Here is a 22,069-nt window from a genome sequence, read left to right on the forward strand (position 1 = left end):
GAAAGGGAGGTCGTCAGGTGATGCGCCGGATGCTGGCCGCGATTTCCTTGGGCTCGAATACTTTCTTCCAGTCGTCCTTCATCAGAGCAGGGATCCCGAATTCGATCGCCTTGTTGCATGCGTCTGAGAAGACGCCAGGCGTTTCCTCGAAAATCACCGCGCCTAAGACGTTCAGGTGGCCGAGCAGGAAATCCCGAGCCGCTTCCTTCGGGACTCCCCGCGCGACGCATTCGTCCATGGCCTGGCGCATGACGACAAGGAGCGAGGCGCAGACCGTTTCCGACAGGCCGGGTTCGAGCAAGGCAATTTGTTCGACCGTGACTCGGTGCGATCGCATGACAGGTGACCAGATCACTTTGGCCACTTCTTCCCCAAGAGCATAGTGCTCTTCGGGGCCTTGCATCAGCGCGGAGACTATGTGCTGCTTGGCCGCCACCCCTCCGAAGAAATCGCGCTTTGCCTGCGGATCCGTCTCATCGTTGAAGATCGGAGGATGGCATGGATGGGTGACGAAGTACGTGAGGTCCGGACGATCCGGCAGGTGTCCGGCCGCCGGAGCCGCGGCGTCGAGCGCGATCACCATCGTGCCCGGCCGGAGTTTCGCCTCAATGCTCGAGGCCACTTTGCCTATCGCCGTGTCCGGGACGGCCAATATGACCACGTCCACGCCGTCGAGTGCCTGGTCGACGTCAACAGTGGCGATGCCAAGCTCTCTCTCAAGGCGAGCCTTACCGTCAGCGCTCACTTCGACGTGGCGCACATCGAACCGAGAGCCCTTGAGATTCTTCGTCAGGCGGCATCCCATTTTTCCACCAGCCCCGAACAGCGCAACCGAAGTCATGAACTCCTCCTGGATTTTAGGTATGAGGTAATACCTTCCACGTGAAGCTCTTAACCCGAGCTGGCAGGATCAGTCAATCACGCGAGCCCGATAGATGCGACGAAGAGCAGCGCCCAGACCATGTCAGGCACTGTTCGGAAGAGTGAGATGAGCATCTTGAAAGCATGCCGCAACGGGCCGAAATTGATCCTATCACGGTGGTTGCGCCGGAATGCGTTCGACAAGCGGGACCTTTGCACTTCGACGGGGCGGGCGGCGTGAGAGACGTACCGCCTGCCATCGAGCACTGGCCAGGCACTATTTGGTCGCGATTGATGGCGGAACAATACCGCGTCAACTGAGCGATATAGGTGAGGCATCTGTTTCAAGTAATCTTAAGCTTTCGCCAGAGTTCGTGCGGCACTCACCCTGAAAGCCTTCCACCTTCTCAATGAAACTATAGTCTGGATCGTCTCGACGAGCATAAAAATAGAACAAATGACTTACCAGCGAAGCTCTGTAGGTTAGCGTATCTGCTATAAGGTTGTCGACAGTATATCCATGCGCGAAGGGAGCATATGAGTACCCGTGATTGAAATCACATTGTTCCTCAGCCAGGATTTCAACCCCGCTTTCGGACAGATGAACGCCGTAACCATCGAGATCAAAATCACGATGCATATTCAGCCATGATAGCCAATCGTCAACTTCAGTTTCCGCCTTCAGCATGTCCTGCGCTCGCCATTTCTCTTCGTGCGGCATGCGACGCTGTCGTGCCATTTCCATAGAGATGTTCGTCAATTCCAGGCAACGTTCGAGAAGGGCGGCATCAATGTCGGGACAATTGCCATGATGAACGAAATCAATCAAATACGCTGTCCAGTCGGGAATACGGCCACTCCGATGGCCGAAGATAGCAAGCCACACATCGTCCCAATGCAGGCCCGCGGGAACTTTTATCTCGATGGGGCATTCGTCGTCAGCTTCCGACTTTACTCGCGATGTAATAACACCTGGCGCAAAGCGTATGACCGAATCTTCATCCGTATAACCACGTTTGGCTATTAAAACACTTACGTGTAGGCCATTGATCTCGAGTGCGGAGGGCTCGAAACCATAGAAATCAATTTTTTTTACTTGCATACGTGCTTTTCCATGATCTGAAAGTGTTTCAATTGTGGAGGGGATCGTTGAAGAGATCGACCGACAGCATTTGATGAGGTCGCCATCGGCAGGGTTCTGGTGCGATACTCGCGGATTGGCCTTGAACAGGCATATGAACTTCCGTGTGAGATGCGTTAATCGATATGGTGGGTCACGGAAGCTGTTTTTGCAACCCCTCTGCGCGAGAATAGACTAGGCTAAGCCATTGAGTAATGTTGACATTTTTCAGAAGTGCCGGATTTTAGTGGCTATTCTCGGATCCGCACTTGGAAGAATTTTTGCCCTGTTAGACTCGGCAGCTCGGATCCGGACTGCTCTTTAGCAGAAGCCGAAACAATTAAGAGACCCGGAAGCCCTAAAAGCCGCCGGAGCGAAGCCGGATCCTGTGGCAATAGTCAATGACGTCAAGTTGAGTCCGCCTTGTCACGTGCGAAAAGCACCTCATTCGCTTCTTCCTATCCGGCGGCCGTGAATATTGCCGTGACGCGTGCATGTTTGCTGTTGACATTGGTTGATCTCGATTACTGTCGCAGGCGGTTCTGTGCAGCTTCTCTGCAACCCTGCACCCGGCCTCGCAGTGGCAACGGACGAGAAACTGGCAGCGAGAAGGATGGCTCTCGTGGAGGGGGTACCTGTCGCGCCACGATAATCCGCCCAGGCGATTTAAGTTTGTAAGAGGCCTGGCTCAGCATGGTTTTCTCCTTCTGATGCCACTGCTGGTGGTGAGCTGCCTCTAAGGGAAGCCGCCGTCAAGCGGCGGCAATTGGAAGGGAGGGCTGGCGGACGGGGGCGTCAGGCCAATGTCGCAGGCGACTACCTGCGACAGTGGCAACTGTTGAGTTAGAGAGCTAACAGCAGAGTAGAAATACGCGCAGTGCTGAAAGCCTTTCGCGCGTAGCCTTCGCGATCTTACAGTTCTTGGAATCGGTGAGTTCCATGAAACCCCGCCGACTCATTTGAAACCCATAGCCAAGTGAGAACATACGCGCCGCTGGGCGTCCGCTCTGTCGGTCCATTGCAAGGTACATGGGTATAGTCGTCATGTGCGTTGGCTGCCTGTCGAAATCTTTCGCCGTCGGGGTGCGGTTTTTCCGTTAACTTATCCCGGATAATTCCGGGGCCAATTAGATCAATAATCCGGCTGACTTCATGTTCGTCCAGTTCCACCCACATACCATCGCCCACAACTCGATACCTGATAGGCTCGGTTGAATTTTTGTTGGCGGCAATAAAAAAGTTGGATGACGGCGAATCCGGCAAGGTAGCGGGATAGATTTTTGACTTTGAGTACGAAGCGTGCTAGTCGCGATGGACCATCTGAAAGGATGGCGAGCGTGATTGAGGTGCCCCGCTCGATAATGATCAGAAGCATCCCGCGTAGCGCTTCACGGCCGGATCGTAAAGATCAAGTAGTGGACGACTAGGCAGCGGCTAGTCCTTCGACCTTGCGTCGTCGCATTAGAAAGCAGGCCTACAGGCCTGCTTTTTTGTTTTCCCGGGCGACAGAGCAAGAGCGATGTGCAATTCGAGGGGCGCAGAAGAAGGGCGGTACAGCAGCTAATCACTTTCGCACGGTCGGTGGACGGCGGCTGGATGACCATCCTTGCGCAAAACCAGAGTTGCTACCTCTGGATAGCGCCAAGGTAGCTCCGTCACAAAATCCTGCAGTTGCTCCAAGAGTGATTCATCCAGCTCTCTGTAGCCTCCAGACGCGACCTGTAAAAAGGGCCTCGCTGATCCCCCGAATCCGTCCATTCGCCAGTTTTCTATGTCCGCCGAATAGCCCCCAAGGAGGGAGAGTGGCCTCTCGTCATGATCCACGAGCCATTGGTTGACGATTTGCATCAGGTAGGGCGGATGAAACGGTTCGGACCGATCGTGAATGGTATCGGCCGAGACCTCATAGTTTGACATCATCAGAGCGATAGTGGTTGTAGAAGATTGGTCTTGCTGCACTTCAGTGCCCGGCGATCCGCGCGAATCCATCGGCGATGGGCGGAATACCTGAGCTGGATCGCCATCGTGGCAGGTTATCAGGACAACTGCCTTCGATTCAACCCAAGGTAGAGAGCAGATGAATCTGTGCAGCTTTGGCAACAGGTCTAGGCCAAGGTTCCGGTAGCCGCCGGAAGCGATCAAAAGGTTCGATGGTAAGGAGCCTGCGAAACCTGAGATGTCGATAGTAGTCGTGTCGAAACTTTTCCCGGTGAGGAGAGCCAGCGGTTTCAACGCCCGGCAAGCTAGCCATTCGTTAATGCGCTTGAATAGGTCAGGAGTTGGCTTTTCCCCGTCCGGGGTGGTGCTATATCCGGTCGTCAACTCGCGTGTCGACATGAAAAGTGTGATGGAGGTGTTGGAACTCATTGAACGTCTCTATGGTAATCACTACTAAAAAGTATTTCTCTGATATTGTTCGGCCGCAACTGGTTGGCCGATTGGAACAGCGGCAATGCTAAGGATACGTCTCAACTTACTACTTGGCCTTGTCGATTGTCTCAGCTTCTCGCTGGAAAGTGCTCAGTCGTCGATGATCTCGCCATCTTCTCGGACTTCCACGCATTCAGGATGGTCTGTCCGAGAAAGCTGGAAAAGGACGACAGACTTCGCTCTCGATCCCAGATCGAGGCTGAGATCAATGCACTTTGTTTCCACGGCCACGGTCTGAAGCGCTTCCTCTTCTCCGAGCTCGAAACGGCTCGATCAAAGAGAGAACCAATCGTGCAGTCGGAATTTATCGGCGGCAAGTTTCTCAGACCACAACTTCATGGGCGTTGTCACGACATCCGCCAAAGATCCCACAGATCTTGAATTCCCTTGCGGCCGCTTGTTTTCCGGGCGACGATTCGTGTATCGCAATTGGATACCGGTTTCCGGTCTCAGGATGAGCCAAGCAAACTCCGTCTATACGCTGAACTTCGAAAGCATTTCGCAACTCAAAGCAACATCAGGGCTCCAAACCTCGACCTACACAGGAACGCTTCTGGCAAGTGGGCTCGATGCGTCCTTCGAGATCCTTCACGGTAAGATCCGATTCTTCCTGGATGGAGTGGAGGACAGCCCCGACGGCGCGTTCGGCGGCCAAATACGTCGATATGAGCGAGCGATTATGAATGCGGTAAGCGTGCGGAGCAGCACGCACCGCTCCGTGATTTGCGGGAAATGGCACGTTCCGGGACGAGACTATAGTCCGCTTTTCATACCGTACGTGACCCGCGAGTTCCTTCCGAGCGGGGAGGTCGCCTCCCGGCGCTATAGCCTTGAAATCTTTGATTATGATGAGCTCGATAATGGGGGCACGATTGGATGCACTTTACATGACTGTAGCGAGATCTATCGCCCGCTTCATGTGGTAGCGAAAAATACTCTTAATCGTGCAGAAGAATATCTTCTGGCAGGTGAAGCGTGCCCAATAGAAGGAGTGATTTGGTATCCAGACACAGCCACTGCTGACCTGCCGATTGTGGTAAGCCGACCGTCCTCCTGGAGATAGTCACGCTAAGGACGAAAGCTCCCGGACTAGCAAATCAAAGGTTTTTTAAGGTCGGCTCCGACGCGCTCAGCGAGATGACGGTGAAGTACCTGCTCACAGCTCCGCCCGACATGTGGCCATTCGTTGGTGGCCCGTATGGATCTGATGGTCCCTCAATTCCAAGCGGTTGGTTTGCTTACGCGTTGCGGGTCGGAACCTCCGCCACTGACCTACTTTTTCGATTTTTCGAGATCGGCATCACATCGAAATACTTGGACCGCTGATGAGACGGCATTAGCCGGATCAGATTCCAGAAAAATTCACTGACTGCGGCCTCCTTGGTGGGGAGCGTTGAGGTGGCCGTCCAAGTTTTCCGTCCACCCCGCCGCCGGGCGAGTACGACCCATTTGTCAGCCTCGGTTTCGTGCGGCTCGAACTGGAGCCCTACGCGAAACAGAAACAGCTCAACCAGATGAGGAAGCTCTCCCTTTCGTGTCCCTTTCCCCCCGAACGGCTCCATGTTGAGTTTGAACACCCGCCCGTTGGAAAGATCGGAGGGCGTAATTTCCGGATAGTGAAGTGGCATAAGGTGTCCTTAGATGATCGTGAAAAGTTGGAAGAGTCTTGAGGAAGCGTGTCAAAATGGCTGCTTCCGTGGTGATGGAGACGAGACAGACGCTAAGTCAAATCGAGGCGTCTGGGGGACTCGCGTATAGTCGAAATCTCCAGACACCAACTGGTCGAAGGTCCACTCTTGTCCGTCCTCGCACAGAAAGAGCATATTCCCTTCGCGTTCTAAAGTCCGCTGAGTATCCCAGTGGATCTCGCTTTCACCAGAGTATTCAGGGTCGTGGCTTTCTGGTCTATGCCCAGTATCAGCGCCGTCGCGAGAAACGGTTTCAGCAGTGCCGACAATGCGAGTCCGTTAGGGGACAGGTATACCTTCGATGAGCTCATGTCTGGATCAGCCCGTTGCTTCATCATCATTGTCGGCTGATTTTTCGATCGGCGGCAAGCGAATGTTGCAAGTGAGACGCGCTTGGTAGACGGCGTCTATGTTTCGTCGGTCGATCAGGGACCGGCAGCCCATGCGGTGAAAATGAGGAAGTGATCGGAGCGAAGCGACTTTTGGTGCGGCAAACAACGCAGCTTGGGCGGCCGGAACAGTAATGTGGTCAATCACCTTGTCCGCGAAATCGGTGTTCTTATAGGTCCGGCTAAGGTCTTTCGTCAGCACCGTCACTTTTGGCTGCCCGCTAGCGGCACCGTCACCACCGCAAAGGTGTCGTCGAACCCATCACCTGTGCAGGCGCTGGTAGGAAAGTGAGCGCTTTCGCGCAGGTGAAGGCATCCAGTCGGCAATCGCCGAAAGACTGGCCAGGTTTGCCCTGCTCGACGGACGTGTTCCAGTCCCCGCGCAGGTGGCCGATGCCTTTCTCCGGATCAATCGCGTGTCTGCGGGGGTCCAGGTCAATACTGCGGGCGTGCCTCATCGCTCGATTCCCATTCCGGGCGATGCTCGTAGCAAAACCATTTCGGTTCGCTTCGCCCCACTGCGAAGCCGAAGCTGCCCCACTTCTTGCAGTCCGGTTGCTCGCACCAATGAACCCAAAGAACCGTATCGCTTCGCGTGTTTCCCGATATCCGTTCGTCACTCATCGCAGGTTCCTTCGCCAAGCCGACCAGCGGGCGCCTATCTTGCCAGCCGAAAATCTGTGGAACTCGCACGCGGCTGTCATTGTTCTCTGTTTGTTCTTGTACTATTTGGCGATCATGGTCGAGACAATCGGTGAAGCTTTCAGTCTGGGATGGCAGCTAAAGGCGCGGTGCGCGTATGGCCATCGTGACGGAATGAAGTCCGTTCGCAGGTGCACGTGGAACTACGATCTCGACATGCTGACGCTGGTGGCCACGCGTGGCAGAGACTTCCCACTGTCGTTGGTCGCCAGCCGTCTTCGTTGCCCACGATGCGGCTCCAGGACGGTGACCGTCTTGTTCATGCCTCCGACGGAGGGCGACCGGCGGCGCGGGGCGGCATAGCTGATGGGTTTTGTGCTCCTGAAGAAGGCGACGGGCAGCGCTCCCTCGGGGAGGAGACGGGAGCGCTGCCTGCTCGGTCGACTCAGGGCATTGTGGAGGGTAAAAGCCGACCTCCTGTGTCGCTTTCGAGGCGACGGCAGCTAACGTCTTCCTATTCGGATGGTTCCCAAGAGGCATCAGTTCCGTTCCGGCAGTCTTGATCGGTTGGGTTGGCGGCCGCCCACGCATGGGCTTTGGAGCCGCTCGTGCGGTGATGCGCTTGAGCAAGATTCCGCGAGGGCTTGCCGCCCCTAGAACCGCTCCTATCCTATTTGATCATCGAAGGAGGAAAGCATGGCAGACGATCCGAAGAAGCAGGGCCGCGACCGCAAGTTTGCATCCACACAGGAGCATGAGGTCGCCTACATCGTGAAGACGGCCAAGGTCACGCGGCAGAAGGCGCTAAAGGCGATCCGGGAGGCTGGGCCGAGCCGTGTCAAGGTGATGGAGTATCTCGGAAAGAAATAGCGCCCTCAGCTGCCTCGCGGCAGCCTTATCGTAAGGGGGCGATGGTTCACTCAATGAGGCTAATGGACTCAACCGCTAATATACGTAATCGTGCCCGGCTGAGGGGGTGCGACATGGGAACGGTTGTCGACTTTGATCCGCGCAAGCATCGCAAGCGGAAGGGGAAACATAATGGTCCATCTCCGCCGCGCTATGCTCGCAAGGTGTCAGTGAAGGCTCAGTTTCGCGAGTGGATTCCCGGTGTCGCTCTTGCGACGGGCGTTACCATCCTGGTCGCAGCAATGCTCACATCCCCAATGGCGTCCGGCATCGGATGCGATATCAAAGGAAATGTCAGCACCACGGGCGAGCGGATATTTCACGTTCCCGGCCAAGAATATTATCGCGAGACGGTCGTTAATCCCCTGCTCGGGGAACGTTGGTTCTGCTCTGAAGAAGCGGCGCGTGAAGCCGGATGGCGGAAGGCTTATCGGTGAGGCGATTTCTCTAGTCTGCGCGTTAATTCGCGAATGGTCAGAACATCCTCGAAAAAACCCACAGGCAGGCCGCCGCCCGACCCAATGCCGAGCCGCATCGATCCATGCTTGGCGATGCTCGTGGACAGGCCGCCCAAAGGGCCGCAGTGGTCCTTCGAAGTGAAATGGGACGGTTATCGGCTAGCAGCCCACATCGAGCCGGGCCAGGTCAGAATCATCACCCGGGGCGGCTACGATTGGACTCCTCGATTTCCGGCCATTGCGGACGAGGCGCGTCTGATTCCGCTCCAAACCGCCATCCTTGACGGCGAAGCGGTCGTGCTCGATGAGCAGGGGCGCTCCGATTTCGGAATGCTTCAACGTGCGCTCGGCCGAAGGCCTGCATTGCACGAGCCCGGCGAAATCATCCTCTTCGCCTTTGATGTTCTTTATCTCGACGGCTGCGACCTGCGCCGTCTGCCGCAGCGAGAACGGCGGCGGCTACTTGAACAAGTTCTCTCCGGTCAAACAGGTGCCGTCCGTCTTTCGGAAGAGGTGCAGGCGGATGGGGACGAATTCTACCGCGTTGCCTGCGAGCACGGTCTCGAAGGGATCATCGCCAAACATCGCGAGAAGCCTTATAGGTCCGGGCGCACCGGAGACTGGCTGAAGATAACCTGCACACGCCGAGACACATTTGTGATCGTCGGCTACGAGCCATCTGTGTTGCCAGGCGCGATCGGTCGCCTGTTGCTCGCGGCCAAAAAAGATGAAAGCCTGGTTTATGTCGGCGGGTGCGGCACGGGTTGGAGCCAGCGCGAGTCGGTCGCGCTGCGCGAGTTGCTCGATGGGATCGTGACTGACGAGCCTCAGGTATCACTCAGGCGCAAGCGCGCTGTCTTCACGCAGCCGTTGCTCGTGGCGGAAGTCGAATATCGCGCTTGGACGGAAGACGGAAAGCTTAGGCATCCTTCGTTCAAGGGGATCAGGGAGAGGGCGGATGAAGCGGCGGTCTTCAACCTCTAGCCTCCCCAACATGTACCGCGCCGATGCTTAGTACTAGGTCACCCAGCCTGGTTTATCTCTCCGCATTACTTGAAACTCCTTATGTTGACCGGAAATAGGCCTAAGAACTCGGCAATAATGCAGCAGAGTCGACTGATCAGCAAGACGGGCGACGACGATGCCTCAAAGAACCGCCTGGTTTCAGGCCGGGCCCCGCACGTGCTTGCCGTCTCCTGGTGCGATCGGCGCTTGACAGCCGGTAAAAACCAACCGAGCCTTTACACTGTCGCGATGGGGCGGCAAATTTGCGGTCATGACGGATGAAGACGCTCGCGCCATTGTAGCCTTTGCCAGCACTCGACTCGATCACTAGTTCGCCGATCACGCGGAGTCAGTCGGCGGGTCCATTTCCGGAGAGTAGTCCTTCGAGCTCACGACCTTCGAGCCGCTTTTTCCTTTGCAAGGTAGTTGCGAACTCCATCAGTTCGGCCTTGCGTGCTGACAAGAGGTCCTTCGCTCGCTGGAACTCTCTGTTCAAGACAGCGTCGATTTCCTTCCGGAGGAACGGGTCCTGCCACAGCGCTAATGCGTCGCCAGGATCGACGGCCTTCGGAGCAAAGACCAAGGAATTCCCTAGACCGTACTCGCTGACCATTTCGATCGCCATCGCGGTTGCGAGCGCCAAGTCGCTTTCCTTCGTGCCGCCGGAAGAAGTAGACCGGTCCTCGTAGGCGATCTCTTCAGCGGCCAAACCGCCCAGTGTCATGGCGATATGATTGAGAATGCTACTCCTCGTGCGAAAAGTGCGCTTGGGAGTCTCGACGAGCGCCATCCCGTTCCCGGTTGTTTGCGTAGGATGAATGTCACGATGATCATAAATCTCCACCAGTTGAACGGTGCCGACCGTTAAATGGTGAGCAAGGAGAGCATGGCCTGCTTCGTGAATCGCGACGCGCAGCAGTGCTTGGTCGTCTAGCGCTTGGCGCTCGGGCATATATTCTTCTACATCGGTTAAAGTCACCGCTCGATTGTTCTCACGAGCCCGCCGCCTTGCCTGCCGCGCAAGATTTTCGATGTCGGCTCCGGAATAGCCGACAAGTCTCGCGGCCAGATTTCGAAGCTGAGGCTCATCGACGAGAGAGGGAAGATAGAAACTGAGTATGTCGCCTCTTGCCTTGATGTCGGGAAGAGGAAAATAAATGTGTCGTTCGAGCCGACCGCTTCTGAGCACCGCGGGATCAATTTGGTCGGGACGATTGCATGCGCCCATAACAATGACGCCTTCGCGGCCATCTACTCCGTCCAGCGCTTCCAGCAAACCGTTCACGACTTGTGTGGAATAGTTTCGGTGCCTCGCAGGAAAGCGGTTCCTGTCGCCGACGCTGTCGATCTCATCAATGAACAAAAGTGATGGCGCGTCCGCTTTCGCTTCGGCGAAGCTTGCATACATCGCCCGCAACAGGTCGCCTAGCGCTCCGTCCTTTGAGCTTTGCCATCGCGACAAAGAGGTTGCAACCAAATGCATACCGCATTCTTGAGCGAGCACCCGAGCAAACCTGGTTTTTCCCGTTCCAGGTGGCCCGTAGATGAGCACACCACGGTCTACCTCCGACCACGGCAGTGTTCCCTGCCGCCATGCCGCAATGTCCTTCTTCAGATTCTGTGCCCACTCACCTGCCGGGCCGAAACCGGTAGTTGTAGATTGCGGAACAACCTCTGATAAAATCTTCTCAGGTGCCGCAAAGGACTTCAGCTTGGAAATTGCGACTTCGGCGGAATGACCGAGTCGGAACACGGCATCGATACGTTCGCTCGGCTCCTTAGAGATCATGGCGATTGCTTCGTCGGTGAGGTCTTCGCACTTCAAAAGCGATGACAAAGCTCGGAAATGCCGCTCTAAGCCAAGGTCTATCTTGGCGCGGAACGTTGCTGCAATCTCAAAATCCGGGTGAATTTCGGTCTCTTCAGCGGTAAAAATCACAAGTTTCGGTGCGGCCAGATAGTCGCTCGTATCGATTTCCCAACGTCCCTTGCGGTCGCGAGCGGCCGCGTGATTTAGAAACCGCAGTTCATTGTTGTGGCCAAATGCCATGGAGGCGGCCGCTTGCACGTCTGGCACGCGCCAAACTTTGGGGACGTCGATGACAATGACGAAAGCGGGCTTCGCGAACACGAGGCGATGCATGCGAACGAACCGAACGAAACCGCAATAGGCGATAAAGTTGCGGCTGGACTTTAACAGTGCGGCCATTCCGGCGCGGGAATGCAGAGCCAGTCCGGAGTGAAGAAAGGCGTTCCTATTTTCGAGGGCGGCCCGCCGCAGTTGCATTAGAACCGAAGTGAATTCCATTGGAACATTCGTAATGGGGGCGTCGTTCCTGCGCATGTCGGCTCTCAGACAGCGGGGCGCTTCAGTCGGTACCAGCGATTCAATGTGCGTGCGATGCCCAGGTTTTCATCAAAGTAATAGACCTCGCTCGTCACCCCCGGCCTGCCGTCGCTAATCGTGGGGTGCCCCGTCATACGGCCAGCGAGGCAGGGTACTGCCCGCTTGAAGAGCATATAGTCATCGATCCAAACGGCCTCGCCGGAAAGGTGAATCCGCTTGTCATTGGCGACGCGCTCCAAGTCCTGTGCGAGCGCACGGAGTCGACCAATTAGCTTATGTGGCTCTTCGCCCAACCATTCAGAAGACATCAAGCAACTCCGATTCGAGGTAAATTTCCTTTCCATAGGAAGCACGCAGCTGCATATGGAGTCAAGAAAATGCATACAGCGCTCAAATATCGCATTGCGTGCTCAAAATGTTGACATTTCGCGGCGTCGGCTGCTTGTCGGCCTTATGGATTTTCATGGTGGGAGTTTCCGTGCTGCTCGGTCCTTGCTTGGTTTAGGGCAAGCAGGGGTTGCCAGCCGTGCCGAAGTGGACCGCAACGTCGTCTTTCGCGTGGAGGCGGGAAATTACCAAAGGGCACTTCGGCCACAGGCAACCAAACTGAAACGCTTCTATGAGAAAGTCGGAATAGAGTTCATCGAGGGAACCGCCGAGCACGGGCCAGGGATTCGGTGGGACACCAACAAAGTTGACGAGCTCGTTCACCGAGCGCACCTGCGAGCGGGCAGGGCGCTCGTAGGAATGCTTCAGGCAGATTTGGCTGCAAAAGCAAACGTAAGCCAAAGTCTCATCAGTCGCTTTGCGAGCGGCAAAACTCAAACAATTCCGTCGATCGAGTTTGATAAGATCGCATCTGCGCTCAGGGATAAGGGCGTTGAGTTGATAGACGAGCCCAAAAAGAGAGAGGCCGGGGTTCAGTTAATACTGCCACTGGCGCAACCCGATGAGTGATCACTAAATCTCGGAGGGAGAAAGCCCAGCCGGAGGCTGGGTCCTAAGGCGTCCTGCCACTCAGGCTGAAGCAGCTACAGCGCAATTTGAAACGCGCAGCTTCAGCCTGATTACGCACAGTCATTCGCCATCTCGGGTAAACAATTTCTGAGGAGGTAGGGGGGTGTCGACTAAGCGCTGGAACGTTTGATCACTGCCAGCGACGAAATTTGATTCGCTACCTGGGCTTCTTCATTGCAACGCAGGGGCATTTCGCGTTGGGCGGTAAACTCTAAAACCAGGACGCTACGATCTCGTTGGGAATGAATCCACGAATTCCGGTGTCAAGCATGACATGACGGAAGAGCTGGTCAACGCAAGTGTGCCACTTGCGTCCTACACTGCGTTCCGGCCCAAAGGGGTGACAAGCTCTCCCTTACATGTCGTGCGAGAGGTATCGGGACGGGGAACATCAAGGGCCGCCCGATGGGCGGGTTCGATCCCTCCGGGGGGGATCGAACAGGGAACAAGCCCTTAGGCATGAGCGGCAAATCCAAACGACTTACTTGATGTCGAAGACGGGAATCAACGATAATGACGGATAGCGATAGAAGGGTCATTTCGACAAAACATGGTACCGAATTATGAAAAAAACTGATGATGTCGGAAAACCGTTCAACATCGCGTCCTATGCGCTGTTGACGATGATGGTGGCGCAGGTGACGGGGCTGAAACCGGGCGATTTCGTTCACACGCTCGGCGACGCGCATATCTACCACAACCACTTCGAACAGGCGCGGCTCCAACTGACGAGGACGCCGAAGGCGCTGCCGAGGATGGAGATCAATCCGGCGGTGAAGGACCTATTTTCCTTCAAGTTCGAAGACTTTGCGCTCGTGGGCTACGAAGCCGATTCACACATCAAGGCGCCCGTCGCGGTCTGATCAGGAAACCAAAAGGTATCCGGGGTGGATTTGCCGGCCGCGTCTCATATGTTCTGCGAATAAGAATGTGAAGCACCGTGAGGGCCCGCTCGGCCCGATCATGTTTCGCTAAAGCCGGCGGCGACCGGTGGACGGGAGGTCTTGATGCTGACGCTGATCCATGCACCCTTGTCGCGCTCATCGCGGATCATCTGGCTGCTCGAGGAACTCGGCGCCGAATACGGGATTCGCTACGTCGATATCCGCCGCTGGGACGGTTCAGGTGGTCCGGACGAGAACAATCCGCATCCGCACAAGCAGGTGCCGGCACTCCTCCACGACGGGACGCTGGTCTGGGAGTCGGCCGCGGTCGTGCAATATCTGACCGACCTCTACCCCGACTCCAGTCTCGGGCGGCCGCCGGGCCACCCGGATCGCGGCGCCTACCTCTCCTGGCTCGCCTATTATGCGGGCGTGATCGAGCCGACGGCGCTTGCCCATATTTCCGGCGTCACAGTCAACAATCCGGCGCTGGCGCGCCTTTATACCGAGATGTGCGCGCATGTGATCGATGTGGTGACGCGCCAGCCCTATCTTATCGGCGAGCGGATGAGTGCGGCCGATCTGCTACTTGCAAGCGCTCTGCAATGGATGCGCAAAATCCTGCCGGAAAGCGACGTCATCGACCGCTACATCCGCGTCGTGACCGATCGGCCGGCGCTTCTGCGGGCCCGCGAAATCGACAGCAAGCCGAGTGGTTTCCATGACTGATGCAACACCTGAATCGAAGATCGTCATCGTCGTCGCGGTCGCGACGAATGGCGTGATCGGACGTGAGGGCGACCTGCCTTGGCGGCTTTCGACCGATCTCAAGCGCTTCAAGGCGCTAACGATCGGCAAGCCGGTTATCATGGGAAGAAAGACCTGGGCGTCGCTCGGTCGCCCATTGCCCAATCGGCCGAACATCGTCATCAGCCGCGACCCCGGCTTCATGGCCGCCGGAGCCGAGGTCGCCCGGTCGCTCCAGGAGGCCCTCGAGAGGGCGCGGGCGCATGCGGCGGGACTTGGCACCGACGAGATCTGCATCATAGGCGGTGGCGAGATTTACCGGCAGTCGATCGATCTTGCCGACGTGCTGCACGTGACCGAGGTGCAGGCGGAGGTGGATGGGGACACGCGCTTTCCGCCGATCGATCCGCAGTCTTTCGAGAAGGTCTTCGAGGAGGATCTGCCGCGCGGCGAGAAGGACAGCCATGCGATGCATTTTGTCACGTGGCGGCGGCGTGAAACGCTGGCAAAATAGCGGAAGCCTCAAGCGGCGGCACAGGCCGACTTCGTTCCTTTCCGACCGCGCTGCGAAGCCGTCAACTATTTTTAGCACTTTACGGTGAACTCGCCCGTATCGCGTTGAAAGCAATGCACATGATACCTATAACGAGATCACGTCGTGACCGGCCGCGTGTCTGCGGCGCGTTCAGCGAGAGAATATTCTTTGAAGAGAGGTTTTGATGCCCTGGAGCAATCAAAATGGCGGCGGCGGCCCTTGGGGCGGCGGCGGCAATCAAGGGCCATGGGGTCAGGGAAACAGGCCGCGCGGCGGCCGAGGCGGGCCACCGGATCTGGAAGAGATCATTCGTCGCGGCCAGGATCAATTGAAGAATGTGGTCCCGGGCGGCTTCAACGGCGGCGTCTTCGTCATCATTGGCCTGTTGATCGTCGGGTTCCTGCTGCTCAATTCGATCTATACCGTGCAGCCGGATGAACGCGGTGTCGAAATGCGGTTCGGGAAGCCGAAGGAGGAAATCTCCATGCCCGGCCTGCACTATCACTTCTGGCCGCTTGAGACCGTCGAGATCGTCAAGGTGACGGAGCAGCAGCTCAATATCGGCAGCCGCGTCGGCTCCCAGTCCAGCGCGGGCCTGATGCTGACCGGCGACCAGAATATCGTCAATGTGCAGTTCTCCGTACTGTTCTCGGTCACCGATCCGAAGTCCTATCTCTTCAACGTCGAAAACCCGGCGGATACGCTGCAGCAGGTGGCTGAAAGCGCCATGCGCGAGGTCGTCGGCCGGCGCCCGGCGCAGGACATCTTCCGCGACAACCGCCAGGCGATCGCCGCGGACGTCAAGAATACGATCCAGGCGACCATGGATACCTACGGCGCCGGCATCTCGGTGAACACCGTTGCGATCGAGGATGCGGCGCCGCCGCGCGAAGTGGCCGATGCGTTCGACGAGGTGCAGCGCGCCGAGCAGGACGAGGACCGTTTCGTCGAGGAAGCCAACCAGTACGCCAACCAGGTGCTCGGCAAGGCGCGAGGCCAGGGAGCGCAGATCCGCGAAGAGGCGGCTGCCTACAAGGACCGTGTCGTCAAGGAAGCCCAGGGTGAGGCACAGCGGTTCATTTCGGTCTATGACGCCTATTCCAAGGCGCCGGAAGTCACGCGCAGGCGGCTTTATCTCGAAACCATGCAGGATGTTCTCGGCAAGTCGAAGAAGGTCATTCTCGATGAGAAGAACGGCCAGGGCGTGCTGCCCTATCTGCCGCTCAACGAAATTGGCCGACCCTCGCAGTCGGGAGGTACCCAATGATAAACAATCGCAGCTCAATCATTCTCATCGTTCTCGCGGCGGTGCTGGTCGTCGTCTACTCGTCGGTGTTCGTGGTCAATGAGCGCCAGCAGGCGATCGTCGTCCGCTTCGGCGAGATCCGGGACGTGAAGACCGAGCCGGGCCTCTACTTCAAGCTGCCCTTTGCCTTCATGGATGCCGACCGCGTGCAATATGTCGAGGACCAGGCGCTCCGCTTCGATCTCGACAATATCCGGGTGCAGGTCTCCGGCGGCAAGTTCTACGAGGTCGACGCCTTCGTAGTCTACAGGATCGCCGACCCCCGCCGCTTCCGCGAAACGGTTTCCGGCGACCGGGAATCCGCCGAAGCGCGGCTTCGCACGCGTCTCGATGCGTCGCTGCGCCGCGTCTACGGCTTGAGGGGCTTCGAGGCGGCGCTTTCGGACGAGCGCGCGTCGATGATGCGCGAAGTTCGCGCCGATCTCAGGGGAGACGCGGAATCGCTGGGTCTCAACATCGAGGACGTACGCATCCGCCGGACCGACCTGACCCAGGAAGTCTCGCAGCAGACCTACGACCGCATGAAGGCGGAACGACTGGCCGAGGCCGAACTGATCCGCGCCCGCGGTAACGAAGAGGGCCAGCGCCGCCGCGCAATCGCCGATCGCCAGGTGGTCGAGATCGTCGCGGAAGCCCAGCGTGATTCGGAAATCCTTCGAGGCGAGGGCGAAGCCGAGCGGACGGGGATCTTTGCCGACGCCTTCCAGCGCGATCCCAGCTTCTTCGAATTCTACCGCTCGATGGCCGCTTATGCACAGTCGATCGGCAATCCGGATACAACCGTGGTGCTGTCGCCGCACTCGGAGTTCTTCCGTTATTTCAACAGCGCGGACGGAACAACGACGCCGCCGCTATCGCCGGCCGCGCCGGCGGCACCCGCCGCGGGAGATTGAGCGGACGATGTCCGATCTCCTGACCGGGTTTGCATTTTTTCTGATCATCGAGGGGCTGGTGTACGCACTGGCCCCTTTGGTTCTTGTGGAAATGGCGAAGCGATTGCCGTATGTCCCGGAGCATCAGCTGCGCCTCGCCGGACTGACATCGGTGGCCGTTGGCGTCGGACTTGTTTGGTTGCTTCGAGGATAGTGCGAAATGCCACATAAACTGCTGATCCGGTTGGTCGATGCCGAATATGCGATTACCCGCCTGAACATCGGGTCCGCTATTCCGGAGTGGCTCCCCGGGCCGGGGTTCTGGACGGTTTCGAGTTCGCGCGAGGAAATGACGCTCGTCTGCCGCGCCGCCCGCATCCCCTCGAGCGTGCAGAGCTCGCTTGGCTGGCGCTGTCTCCGCATAGAACAGCATTTCAGCTTCTCCGTGCCGGGTGTCCTGTCTTCGGTGCTTCATCCGCTTTCGGCGGCCGGTGTCGGCGTCTTCGCCAATTCGACCTTCAGCACCGACTACGTCTTCGTTGCCGGTTCCGATCTCGATAAAGCGGTGCAGGCGCTGAAGGAGCACGGTCACGAAATCACCACGTGATCGGCGAGACTGAAGCGCGTCGCAGCCAACGTATTTGCGCGGCGCACTTAGGTCCTTGTTATTATGCAGGTCGATACCCCAAATCCGCTGCGCATTTTTGGGCGACAGGCATGAGAGATCAGGAAATCGTGTCTGGACGCTCCGGAAATCCGCCGTATCTTGAAAAGAAGATCGTTTGCTGCGCGAAGCAGCCGCCGCAACACATTGCGGCAGTGGTATAATTCGCCAAGACGGATGGAAACGAACCACGCAGTTGTCGCGGAGCGCCAGAGTCCGTGGTCGGCGTGACGTAAAGGAATGATAGGAGCACAGCGACTTGTCGAAACGACCTGAAATCTTCCGCGGCCTGGTGCTGGCGGCTGCGACGGCATTGCTCTTTTCCAGCTCGGCCCTTGCCGAAACGGCGCTGCCGCGGCCGGCGGCCGGTCCGCCCTCCGTCGCGGATCTCGCCGAAAGCCTGCTCGATGCCGTCGTCAACATCTCCATTTCGCAGAACGTCAAGGGTGACGATGACAACGCGCCGATGCCGCAGGTGCCGGAGGGATCGCCGCATCAGGAGTTCTTCGACGAATTCTTCAAGGGGCAGGGCGGCGAAGGCGGACGCCCACGCACGGTCAATTCGCTTGGTTCTGGCTTCATCATCGACCCGTCCGGCTACATCGTCACCAACAACCACGTGATCCAGGACGCCGACGATATCGAGATCAACCTCTCCGACGGCACCAGGCTGAAGGCGAAGCTGGTCGGCACCGATACCAAGACCGATCTGGCGGTGCTGAAAGTCGAACCGAAGAAGCCGCTCAAGGCGGTGTCCTTCGGAGATTCACGTAAGATAAGGATCGGCGACTGGGTGATGGTCGTCGGAAACCCCTTCGGCCTCGGCGTATCGGTCTCCGTGGGCGTGGTTTCGGCGCGCGGCCGCAACATCAATGCCGGACCCTATGACAGCTTCATCCAGACCGATGCAGCCATCAACCGCGGCAATTCGGGCGGGCCGCTGTTCAACATGCAGGGCGAGGTGATCGGCATCAACACGGCGATCCTTTCGCAGACCGGCATGTCGGTCGGCATCGGCTTTGCAGTCCCTACCGAGCTTGCGATGAATGTCGTCAACCAACTCAAGGAGTTCGGCGAAACGCGGCGCGGCTGGCTCGGCGTGCGCATTCAGCCGGTCACCGACGATATCGCTGAAAGCCTGAAGATGGACACTCCGCATGGGGCGCTGGTTTCCGGCATCATCGAGGGCGGGCCGATTGCCAACGGCGAGATCAAGGCGGGCGACATCATCATCCGGTTCGATGGCAACGAGATCGGCGAAATGCGCGATCTGATGCGCGCGGTCGGCGAAAGTCCGGTCGGCAAAGCGGTCGAGGTCGTGATCATCCGCGACGGAAAGGAGCAGACGGTGCGCGTGACGCTCGGGCGGCTCGAGGATGGTGAGCACTTGGCGAGGGCAGGCGGCAGCCAGGCGCCGAGCCCCGAAGGCGCCAAGCCCAGCGAACCGCCGGCTGCCACGCTGCCGGCGACGGATGTCGTACTCGGCATGAAGCTCTCGGTGCTTGACTCCGATCGCCGCAAGGCTTTCGGCATTGCGGAAAGCGTCAACGGCGTCGTCGTGACCGAGGTCCAGCCGAATTCGCCCGCGTCCGAGCGCCGCGTCGAAGTGGGAGACGTCATCGTTGAAGTGGGCCAGGAGGCGATGGACTCGCCGGAAGACGTCACGTCCCGGGTTGAGGAACTGAAAGCCGACGGCCGCCGCAACGCGCTTCTGATGATCGCCAACAAGACCGGCGAGCTGCGTTTCGTTACGGTGCGGATGGAGTAGTATCAGGGCGCGGCGGCAGCTTGCCGACCCCGCGCCTCCACTCCTCCGCGCCAATCGCATAGAGCAGGTGACGCTTCAGAGGCGCATGCGTGTCTGGCACGCGCGGATGATCGAAGTCGCGAACAGGGTCCCGGTGCATGCCGATACGCTTCATCACGGCAACGGAGCGGGCATTTGTCGCCACCGCAAAGGAGACGATCTCGCTCAGCTTCCTTTCGCTGAAACCGTGTTCGAGAAGCGCCAGCGCCGCCTCGGTCACGTAGCCCTTGCCCCAGTGGGAGACGGCAAGGCGCCAGCCGATCTCGATCGTGCCGTCGGGCAGACAAGGCTCAAGATCAGTGCGTGCCAGGCCACAGAACCCGACCGGCGTGTCGCTGTCGCGAAGCGCAAGCGCGAAGAAGCCGAAACCCATCTCCGCGATGTCGCGGGTATTGCGATCGAACAGCGCGTCCGACTCGACGCGATTGCGCCGGTGCGGGAAGAACTCCATCACCTTCGGATCGGTGTTGATTTCGGCGAATAGATCGCGGTCGCTTTCCAGCCAATTGCGGATCCTCAGACGCTCGGTCTGGCAAATGATCACGTTGTGAAATCCGTCTTGCGGTAGCCCTGCAGATAGAGGAGGGCGGAGAGGTCGCCATGATCAATACGGATCTTCGCCTGTTCGGCAACGACCGGCTTGGCGTGCAGCGCCACGCCGCTGCCGGCAAGCTGCAGCATGCCGAGATCGTTGGCGCCATCGCCGACGGCGATAACGTCGGCCGTCGAAATGCCGAGCCGTTTAGAGATGTCGATGAGTGCGTCGACCTTGGCCTGCTTGCCGAGGATCGGCCGGGCGACTTCGCCGGTCAGGGCCCCGTTCTCTTCAAGGAGCACGTTGGCGCGGTTCTCGTCAAAACCGAGCCTTTCGGCGATCGGGCCGGTAAAGACCGTGAATCCGCCGGAAACAAGCGCTGTGTAGTGGCCCTTTGCCTTCATGGTGGCGATCAGTTCGCGTCCGCCGGGGGTCAGGGTAATGCGCTTGGCAATCACTTCCGCGATGACCGTGGCGGGGAGGCCTTTCAGCAGTGCGACACGCTCGATCAGCGCCGGCTCGAAGGCGATCTCGCCGTTCATGGCGCGGGCAGTGATCGCGGCGACCTTTTCCTTGAGCCCGACTTCGGCGGCGAGTTCATCGATGCATTCCTGGCCGATCATTGTCGAATCCATGTCGGCAATGAGAAACTTCTTGCGGCGGGTTTCGGCATCCTGCACCGCGACGTCGATAGCGGCGTCGTTCACGGCAGTTCGCAGCCGCGCATCGGCGTCATCCGGATCGGTGCCGTCCTTGAGCGCGATGTCGCAGGCGACGCCATCGGCCAGCCAGTAGAGCCCGGACGCCTGGACGGCTTCAGCCGCGGCCTCAGCCAGGGCAGGCGTCAGGACGGGATTTGACGGATTGGCGATAAGCGTGGCAACCAGAGCCATGATGAAAAACCTTGATCGAGACATGGACGCGATCCTGATAACCGGGCCGACCGCCAGCGGCAAGTCCGCGCTTGCCGTGGCGCTGGCAGAGCGGCACGGCGGGGTGGTGGTCAATGCCGACAGCATGCAGGTCTACGACACCTTAAGGGTGCTGACGGCGCGTCCGGACGAAGCGGAAATGGGCGGCGTCGAGCATTTTCTCTACGGCCATGTGCCGGCGGGACGGCTCTATTCGACCGGCGCCTGGCTTCGCGACGTCCAGGCGCTGATCGCAAAGCTGCGCAGCGAGGGGCGATTGCCCGTCGTCGTCGGCGGCACCGGTCTCTACTTCAAGGCCCTGACCGGCGGTCTGTCTGACATGCCCGAGGTTCCGGCGAAGATCCGCGAGCGGCTGCGGGAGAGGCTGAAGGCAGAGGGGGCTGCGGCCCTCCACGCCGAGCTCGAGCGCCGCGACCCGCAGACGGCAGGACAGTTGAGAGCAGAGGACGGCCAGCGGATCGTGCGGGCGCTGGAGGTCATCGAGGCGACCGGCAACCCTATTGGACTCTACCAGCAGAGCCGCGGCCCGATGATCGTCGATCCTGACCGGGCGCAGAAGATCGTCGTGCTGCCGGAGCGTGCGCTGCTCCACAGCCGCATCGATCGGCGCTTCGAAACTATGCTTGCGAGCGGCGCCGTGGCGGAGGTGCGCGCGCTTCTGGCGCTGAAGCTTCCACCGGACATGCCGGTGATGAAGGCGATCGGCGTGCAGCAGATCGCCGCGATGCTGCGGGGCGAGACAGGCGAAGCGGAGGTGATCGCCACGGGAGCGGCCGCGACACGACAATACGCCAAACGCCAGAGGACCTGGTTCCGCAACCAGCTCGATGAAAGCTGGCAGCGCATCGCACATCCCGATGAGGTCTTATAGGGCATTGCTCGAGGACGACGTGTTCCTTCAGCAAGGCCTGCTCGACCCGA

The 22,069-nt window shown here is 58.5% G+C and carries 21 protein-coding genes and 1 pseudogene; 13 read left to right on the top strand and 9 right to left on the bottom strand.

Annotation, left to right across the window (positions count from 1 at the left end):
* Positions 1-13: 13 nt before the first annotated feature.
* The 5 genes from AU381_RS17805 to AU381_RS29810 form a co-directional block, all read right to left on the bottom strand.
* A complete protein-coding gene (locus AU381_RS17805; RefSeq protein ID WP_064243052.1) occupies positions 14-841 on the bottom strand; it encodes a phosphogluconate dehydrogenase C-terminal domain-containing protein in 828 nt (275 codons plus the stop codon).
* 333 nt (positions 842-1,174) lie between these two features.
* Complete coding sequence (locus tag AU381_RS17810) at positions 1,175-1,963, bottom strand: hypothetical protein (RefSeq protein ID WP_064243053.1); 789 nt, start codon at positions 1,961-1,963, stop codon at positions 1,175-1,177.
* A 1,578-nt stretch (positions 1,964-3,541) separates the two neighbouring features.
* The gene (locus AU381_RS17815) at positions 3,542-4,348 is read right to left on the bottom strand and encodes a hypothetical protein (protein ID WP_064243054.1); all 807 of its coding nucleotides are present in this window, start codon (positions 4,346-4,348) and stop codon (positions 3,542-3,544) included.
* Positions 4,349-5,649: 1,301 nt separating this feature from the next.
* On the bottom strand, positions 5,650-6,039 hold the full coding sequence (locus AU381_RS17825; RefSeq protein WP_156528628.1) for a hypothetical protein: 390 nt from the start codon (positions 6,037-6,039) through the stop codon (positions 5,650-5,652).
* A 378-nt stretch (positions 6,040-6,417) separates the two neighbouring features.
* Entirely contained in the window at positions 6,418-6,696 is a 279-nt protein-coding gene (locus tag AU381_RS29810) for a hypothetical protein (RefSeq protein WP_156528629.1), read from the bottom strand.
* Between the two features lie 1,130 nt (positions 6,697-7,826).
* Between AU381_RS29810 and AU381_RS27715 the strand changes: the two genes are divergently transcribed.
* From AU381_RS27715 to ligD, 3 genes are all read left to right on the top strand, one after another.
* Positions 7,827-8,000, top strand: coding sequence for a DUF3606 domain-containing protein (locus AU381_RS27715; RefSeq protein ID WP_064506656.1), 174 nt, complete (start codon positions 7,827-7,829; stop codon positions 7,998-8,000).
* Between the two features lie 113 nt (positions 8,001-8,113).
* Positions 8,114-8,476 (top strand): sunset domain-containing protein, encoded by a 363-nt coding sequence (locus AU381_RS29815; protein WP_064243059.1) that lies wholly within the window; start codon positions 8,114-8,116, stop codon positions 8,474-8,476.
* Positions 8,477-8,509: 33 nt separating this feature from the next.
* Positions 8,510-9,481, top strand: coding sequence for a non-homologous end-joining DNA ligase (ligD, locus tag AU381_RS17850; RefSeq protein ID WP_064243060.1), 972 nt, complete (start codon positions 8,510-8,512; stop codon positions 9,479-9,481).
* A 370-nt stretch (positions 9,482-9,851) separates the two neighbouring features.
* Here the strand turns inward: ligD and AU381_RS17860 are convergent, their stop codons facing one another.
* Both AU381_RS17860 and AU381_RS17865 read right to left on the bottom strand, forming a co-directional pair.
* Positions 9,852-11,810, bottom strand: coding sequence for an AAA family ATPase (locus AU381_RS17860; protein ID WP_064243146.1), 1,959 nt, complete (start codon positions 11,808-11,810; stop codon positions 9,852-9,854).
* A 44-nt stretch (positions 11,811-11,854) separates the two neighbouring features.
* Entirely contained in the window at positions 11,855-12,157 is a 303-nt protein-coding gene (locus AU381_RS17865; RefSeq protein WP_064243062.1) for a hypothetical protein, read from the bottom strand.
* Positions 12,158-12,212: 55 nt separating this feature from the next.
* Here AU381_RS17865 and AU381_RS17870 point away from each other — a divergent pair, with 55 nt between their 5' ends.
* From AU381_RS17870 to AU381_RS17910, 9 genes and pseudogenes are all read left to right on the top strand, one after another.
* Positions 12,213-12,806, top strand: a complete 594-nt coding sequence (locus tag AU381_RS17870; RefSeq protein WP_064243063.1) for a helix-turn-helix domain-containing protein — start codon at positions 12,213-12,215, stop codon at positions 12,804-12,806.
* Between the two features lie 641 nt (positions 12,807-13,447).
* A pseudogene (gene thyA, locus AU381_RS17875) lies at positions 13,448-13,729 on the top strand (thymidylate synthase); the annotation flags it as partial.
* Positions 13,730-13,873: 144 nt separating this feature from the next.
* A complete protein-coding gene (locus AU381_RS17880) occupies positions 13,874-14,479 on the top strand; it encodes a glutathione S-transferase family protein (protein WP_064243064.1) in 606 nt (201 codons plus the stop codon).
* On the top strand, positions 14,472-15,011 hold the full coding sequence (locus AU381_RS17885) for a dihydrofolate reductase (protein WP_064243065.1): 540 nt from the start codon (positions 14,472-14,474) through the stop codon (positions 15,009-15,011). The genes AU381_RS17880 and AU381_RS17885 overlap by 8 nt, the downstream gene beginning before the upstream one ends.
* 205 nt (positions 15,012-15,216) lie before the next feature.
* Entirely contained in the window at positions 15,217-16,299 is a 1,083-nt protein-coding gene (hflK, locus tag AU381_RS17890; RefSeq protein ID WP_064243066.1) for an FtsH protease activity modulator HflK, read from the top strand.
* Entirely contained in the window at positions 16,296-17,231 is a 936-nt protein-coding gene (gene hflC, locus AU381_RS17895) for a protease modulator HflC (protein WP_064243067.1), read from the top strand. Before hflK ends, hflC begins: the two co-directional genes overlap by 4 nt.
* Positions 17,232-17,238: 7 nt before the next feature.
* A complete protein-coding gene (locus tag AU381_RS17900; protein ID WP_064243068.1) occupies positions 17,239-17,424 on the top strand; it encodes a DUF2065 domain-containing protein in 186 nt (61 codons plus the stop codon).
* Positions 17,425-17,430: 6 nt separating this feature from the next.
* Positions 17,431-17,817: an ACT domain-containing protein gene (locus AU381_RS17905; protein ID WP_064243069.1), complete on the top strand. Its 387-nt coding sequence runs from the start codon at positions 17,431-17,433 to the stop codon at positions 17,815-17,817.
* A 316-nt stretch (positions 17,818-18,133) separates the two neighbouring features.
* Positions 18,134-19,642 carry a Do family serine endopeptidase gene (locus AU381_RS17910; protein WP_064243070.1) on the top strand — a complete coding sequence of 503 codons (1,509 nt, stop codon included), beginning with the start codon at positions 18,134-18,136 and terminating at the stop codon, positions 19,640-19,642.
* On the opposite strand, the gene AU381_RS17915 is transcribed toward AU381_RS17910, so the two are convergent.
* Together AU381_RS17915 and serB are read right to left on the bottom strand one after the other, a co-directional pair.
* Positions 19,623-20,225, bottom strand: a complete 603-nt coding sequence (locus AU381_RS17915; RefSeq protein ID WP_064243071.1) for a GNAT family N-acetyltransferase — start codon at positions 20,223-20,225, stop codon at positions 19,623-19,625. The two genes, AU381_RS17910 and AU381_RS17915, sit on opposite strands and share 20 nt — an antisense overlap.
* A complete protein-coding gene (gene serB / locus AU381_RS17920; RefSeq protein WP_064243072.1) occupies positions 20,222-21,109 on the bottom strand; it encodes a phosphoserine phosphatase SerB in 888 nt (295 codons plus the stop codon). The genes AU381_RS17915 and serB overlap by 4 nt, the downstream gene beginning before the upstream one ends.
* Here serB and miaA point away from each other — a divergent pair.
* On the top strand, positions 21,108-22,019 hold the full coding sequence (gene miaA / locus AU381_RS17925) for a tRNA (adenosine(37)-N6)-dimethylallyltransferase MiaA (RefSeq protein ID WP_064243073.1): 912 nt from the start codon (positions 21,108-21,110) through the stop codon (positions 22,017-22,019). The genes serB and miaA overlap by 2 nt on opposite strands.
* Positions 22,020-22,069: the final 50 nt, after the last annotated feature.

Origin of the sequence: Sinorhizobium glycinis (genome assembly GCF_001651865.1) — a bacterium.
In the GTDB taxonomy this organism is placed as follows: Bacteria; Pseudomonadota; Alphaproteobacteria; order Rhizobiales; family Rhizobiaceae; genus Sinorhizobium; species Sinorhizobium glycinis.

What these genes read in the sequence shown, in the direction of transcription:
- AU381_RS17805 (WP_064243052.1), bottom strand. Translation starts at nt 841, where the DNA reads ATGACTTCGGTTGCGCTGTTCGGGGCTGGTGGAAAAATGGGATGCCGC.
- AU381_RS17810 (WP_064243053.1), bottom strand. Translation starts at nt 1,963, where the DNA reads ATGCAAGTAAAAAAAATTGATTTCTATGGTTTCGAGCCCTCCGCACTC.
- AU381_RS17815 (WP_064243054.1), bottom strand. Translation starts at nt 4,348, where the DNA reads ATGAGTTCCAACACCTCCATCACACTTTTCATGTCGACACGCGAGTTG.
- AU381_RS17825 (WP_156528628.1), bottom strand. Translation starts at nt 6,039, where the DNA reads ATGCCACTTCACTATCCGGAAATTACGCCCTCCGATCTTTCCAACGGG.
- AU381_RS27715 (WP_064506656.1), top strand. Translation starts at nt 7,827, where the DNA reads ATGGCAGACGATCCGAAGAAGCAGGGCCGCGACCGCAAGTTTGCATCC.
- AU381_RS29815 (WP_064243059.1), top strand. Translation starts at nt 8,114, where the DNA reads ATGGGAACGGTTGTCGACTTTGATCCGCGCAAGCATCGCAAGCGGAAG.
- ligD (WP_064243060.1), top strand. Translation starts at nt 8,510, where the DNA reads ATGGTCAGAACATCCTCGAAAAAACCCACAGGCAGGCCGCCGCCCGAC.
- AU381_RS17860 (WP_064243146.1), bottom strand. Translation starts at nt 11,810, where the DNA reads ATGGAATTCACTTCGGTTCTAATGCAACTGCGGCGGGCCGCCCTCGAA.
- AU381_RS17865 (WP_064243062.1), bottom strand. Translation starts at nt 12,157, where the DNA reads ATGTCTTCTGAATGGTTGGGCGAAGAGCCACATAAGCTAATTGGTCGA.
- AU381_RS17870 (WP_064243063.1), top strand. Translation starts at nt 12,213, where the DNA reads ATGGAGTCAAGAAAATGCATACAGCGCTCAAATATCGCATTGCGTGCT.
- AU381_RS17880 (WP_064243064.1), top strand. Translation starts at nt 13,874, where the DNA reads ATGCTGACGCTGATCCATGCACCCTTGTCGCGCTCATCGCGGATCATC.
- AU381_RS17885 (WP_064243065.1), top strand. Translation starts at nt 14,472, where the DNA reads ATGACTGATGCAACACCTGAATCGAAGATCGTCATCGTCGTCGCGGTC.
- hflK (WP_064243066.1), top strand. Translation starts at nt 15,217, where the DNA reads ATGCCCTGGAGCAATCAAAATGGCGGCGGCGGCCCTTGGGGCGGCGGC.
- hflC (WP_064243067.1), top strand. Translation starts at nt 16,296, where the DNA reads ATGATAAACAATCGCAGCTCAATCATTCTCATCGTTCTCGCGGCGGTG.
- AU381_RS17900 (WP_064243068.1), top strand. Translation starts at nt 17,239, where the DNA reads ATGTCCGATCTCCTGACCGGGTTTGCATTTTTTCTGATCATCGAGGGG.
- AU381_RS17905 (WP_064243069.1), top strand. Translation starts at nt 17,431, where the DNA reads ATGCCACATAAACTGCTGATCCGGTTGGTCGATGCCGAATATGCGATT.
- miaA (WP_064243073.1), top strand. Translation starts at nt 21,108, where the DNA reads ATGATGAAAAACCTTGATCGAGACATGGACGCGATCCTGATAACCGGG.
- serB (WP_064243072.1), bottom strand. Translation starts at nt 21,109, where the DNA reads ATGGCTCTGGTTGCCACGCTTATCGCCAATCCGTCAAATCCCGTCCTG.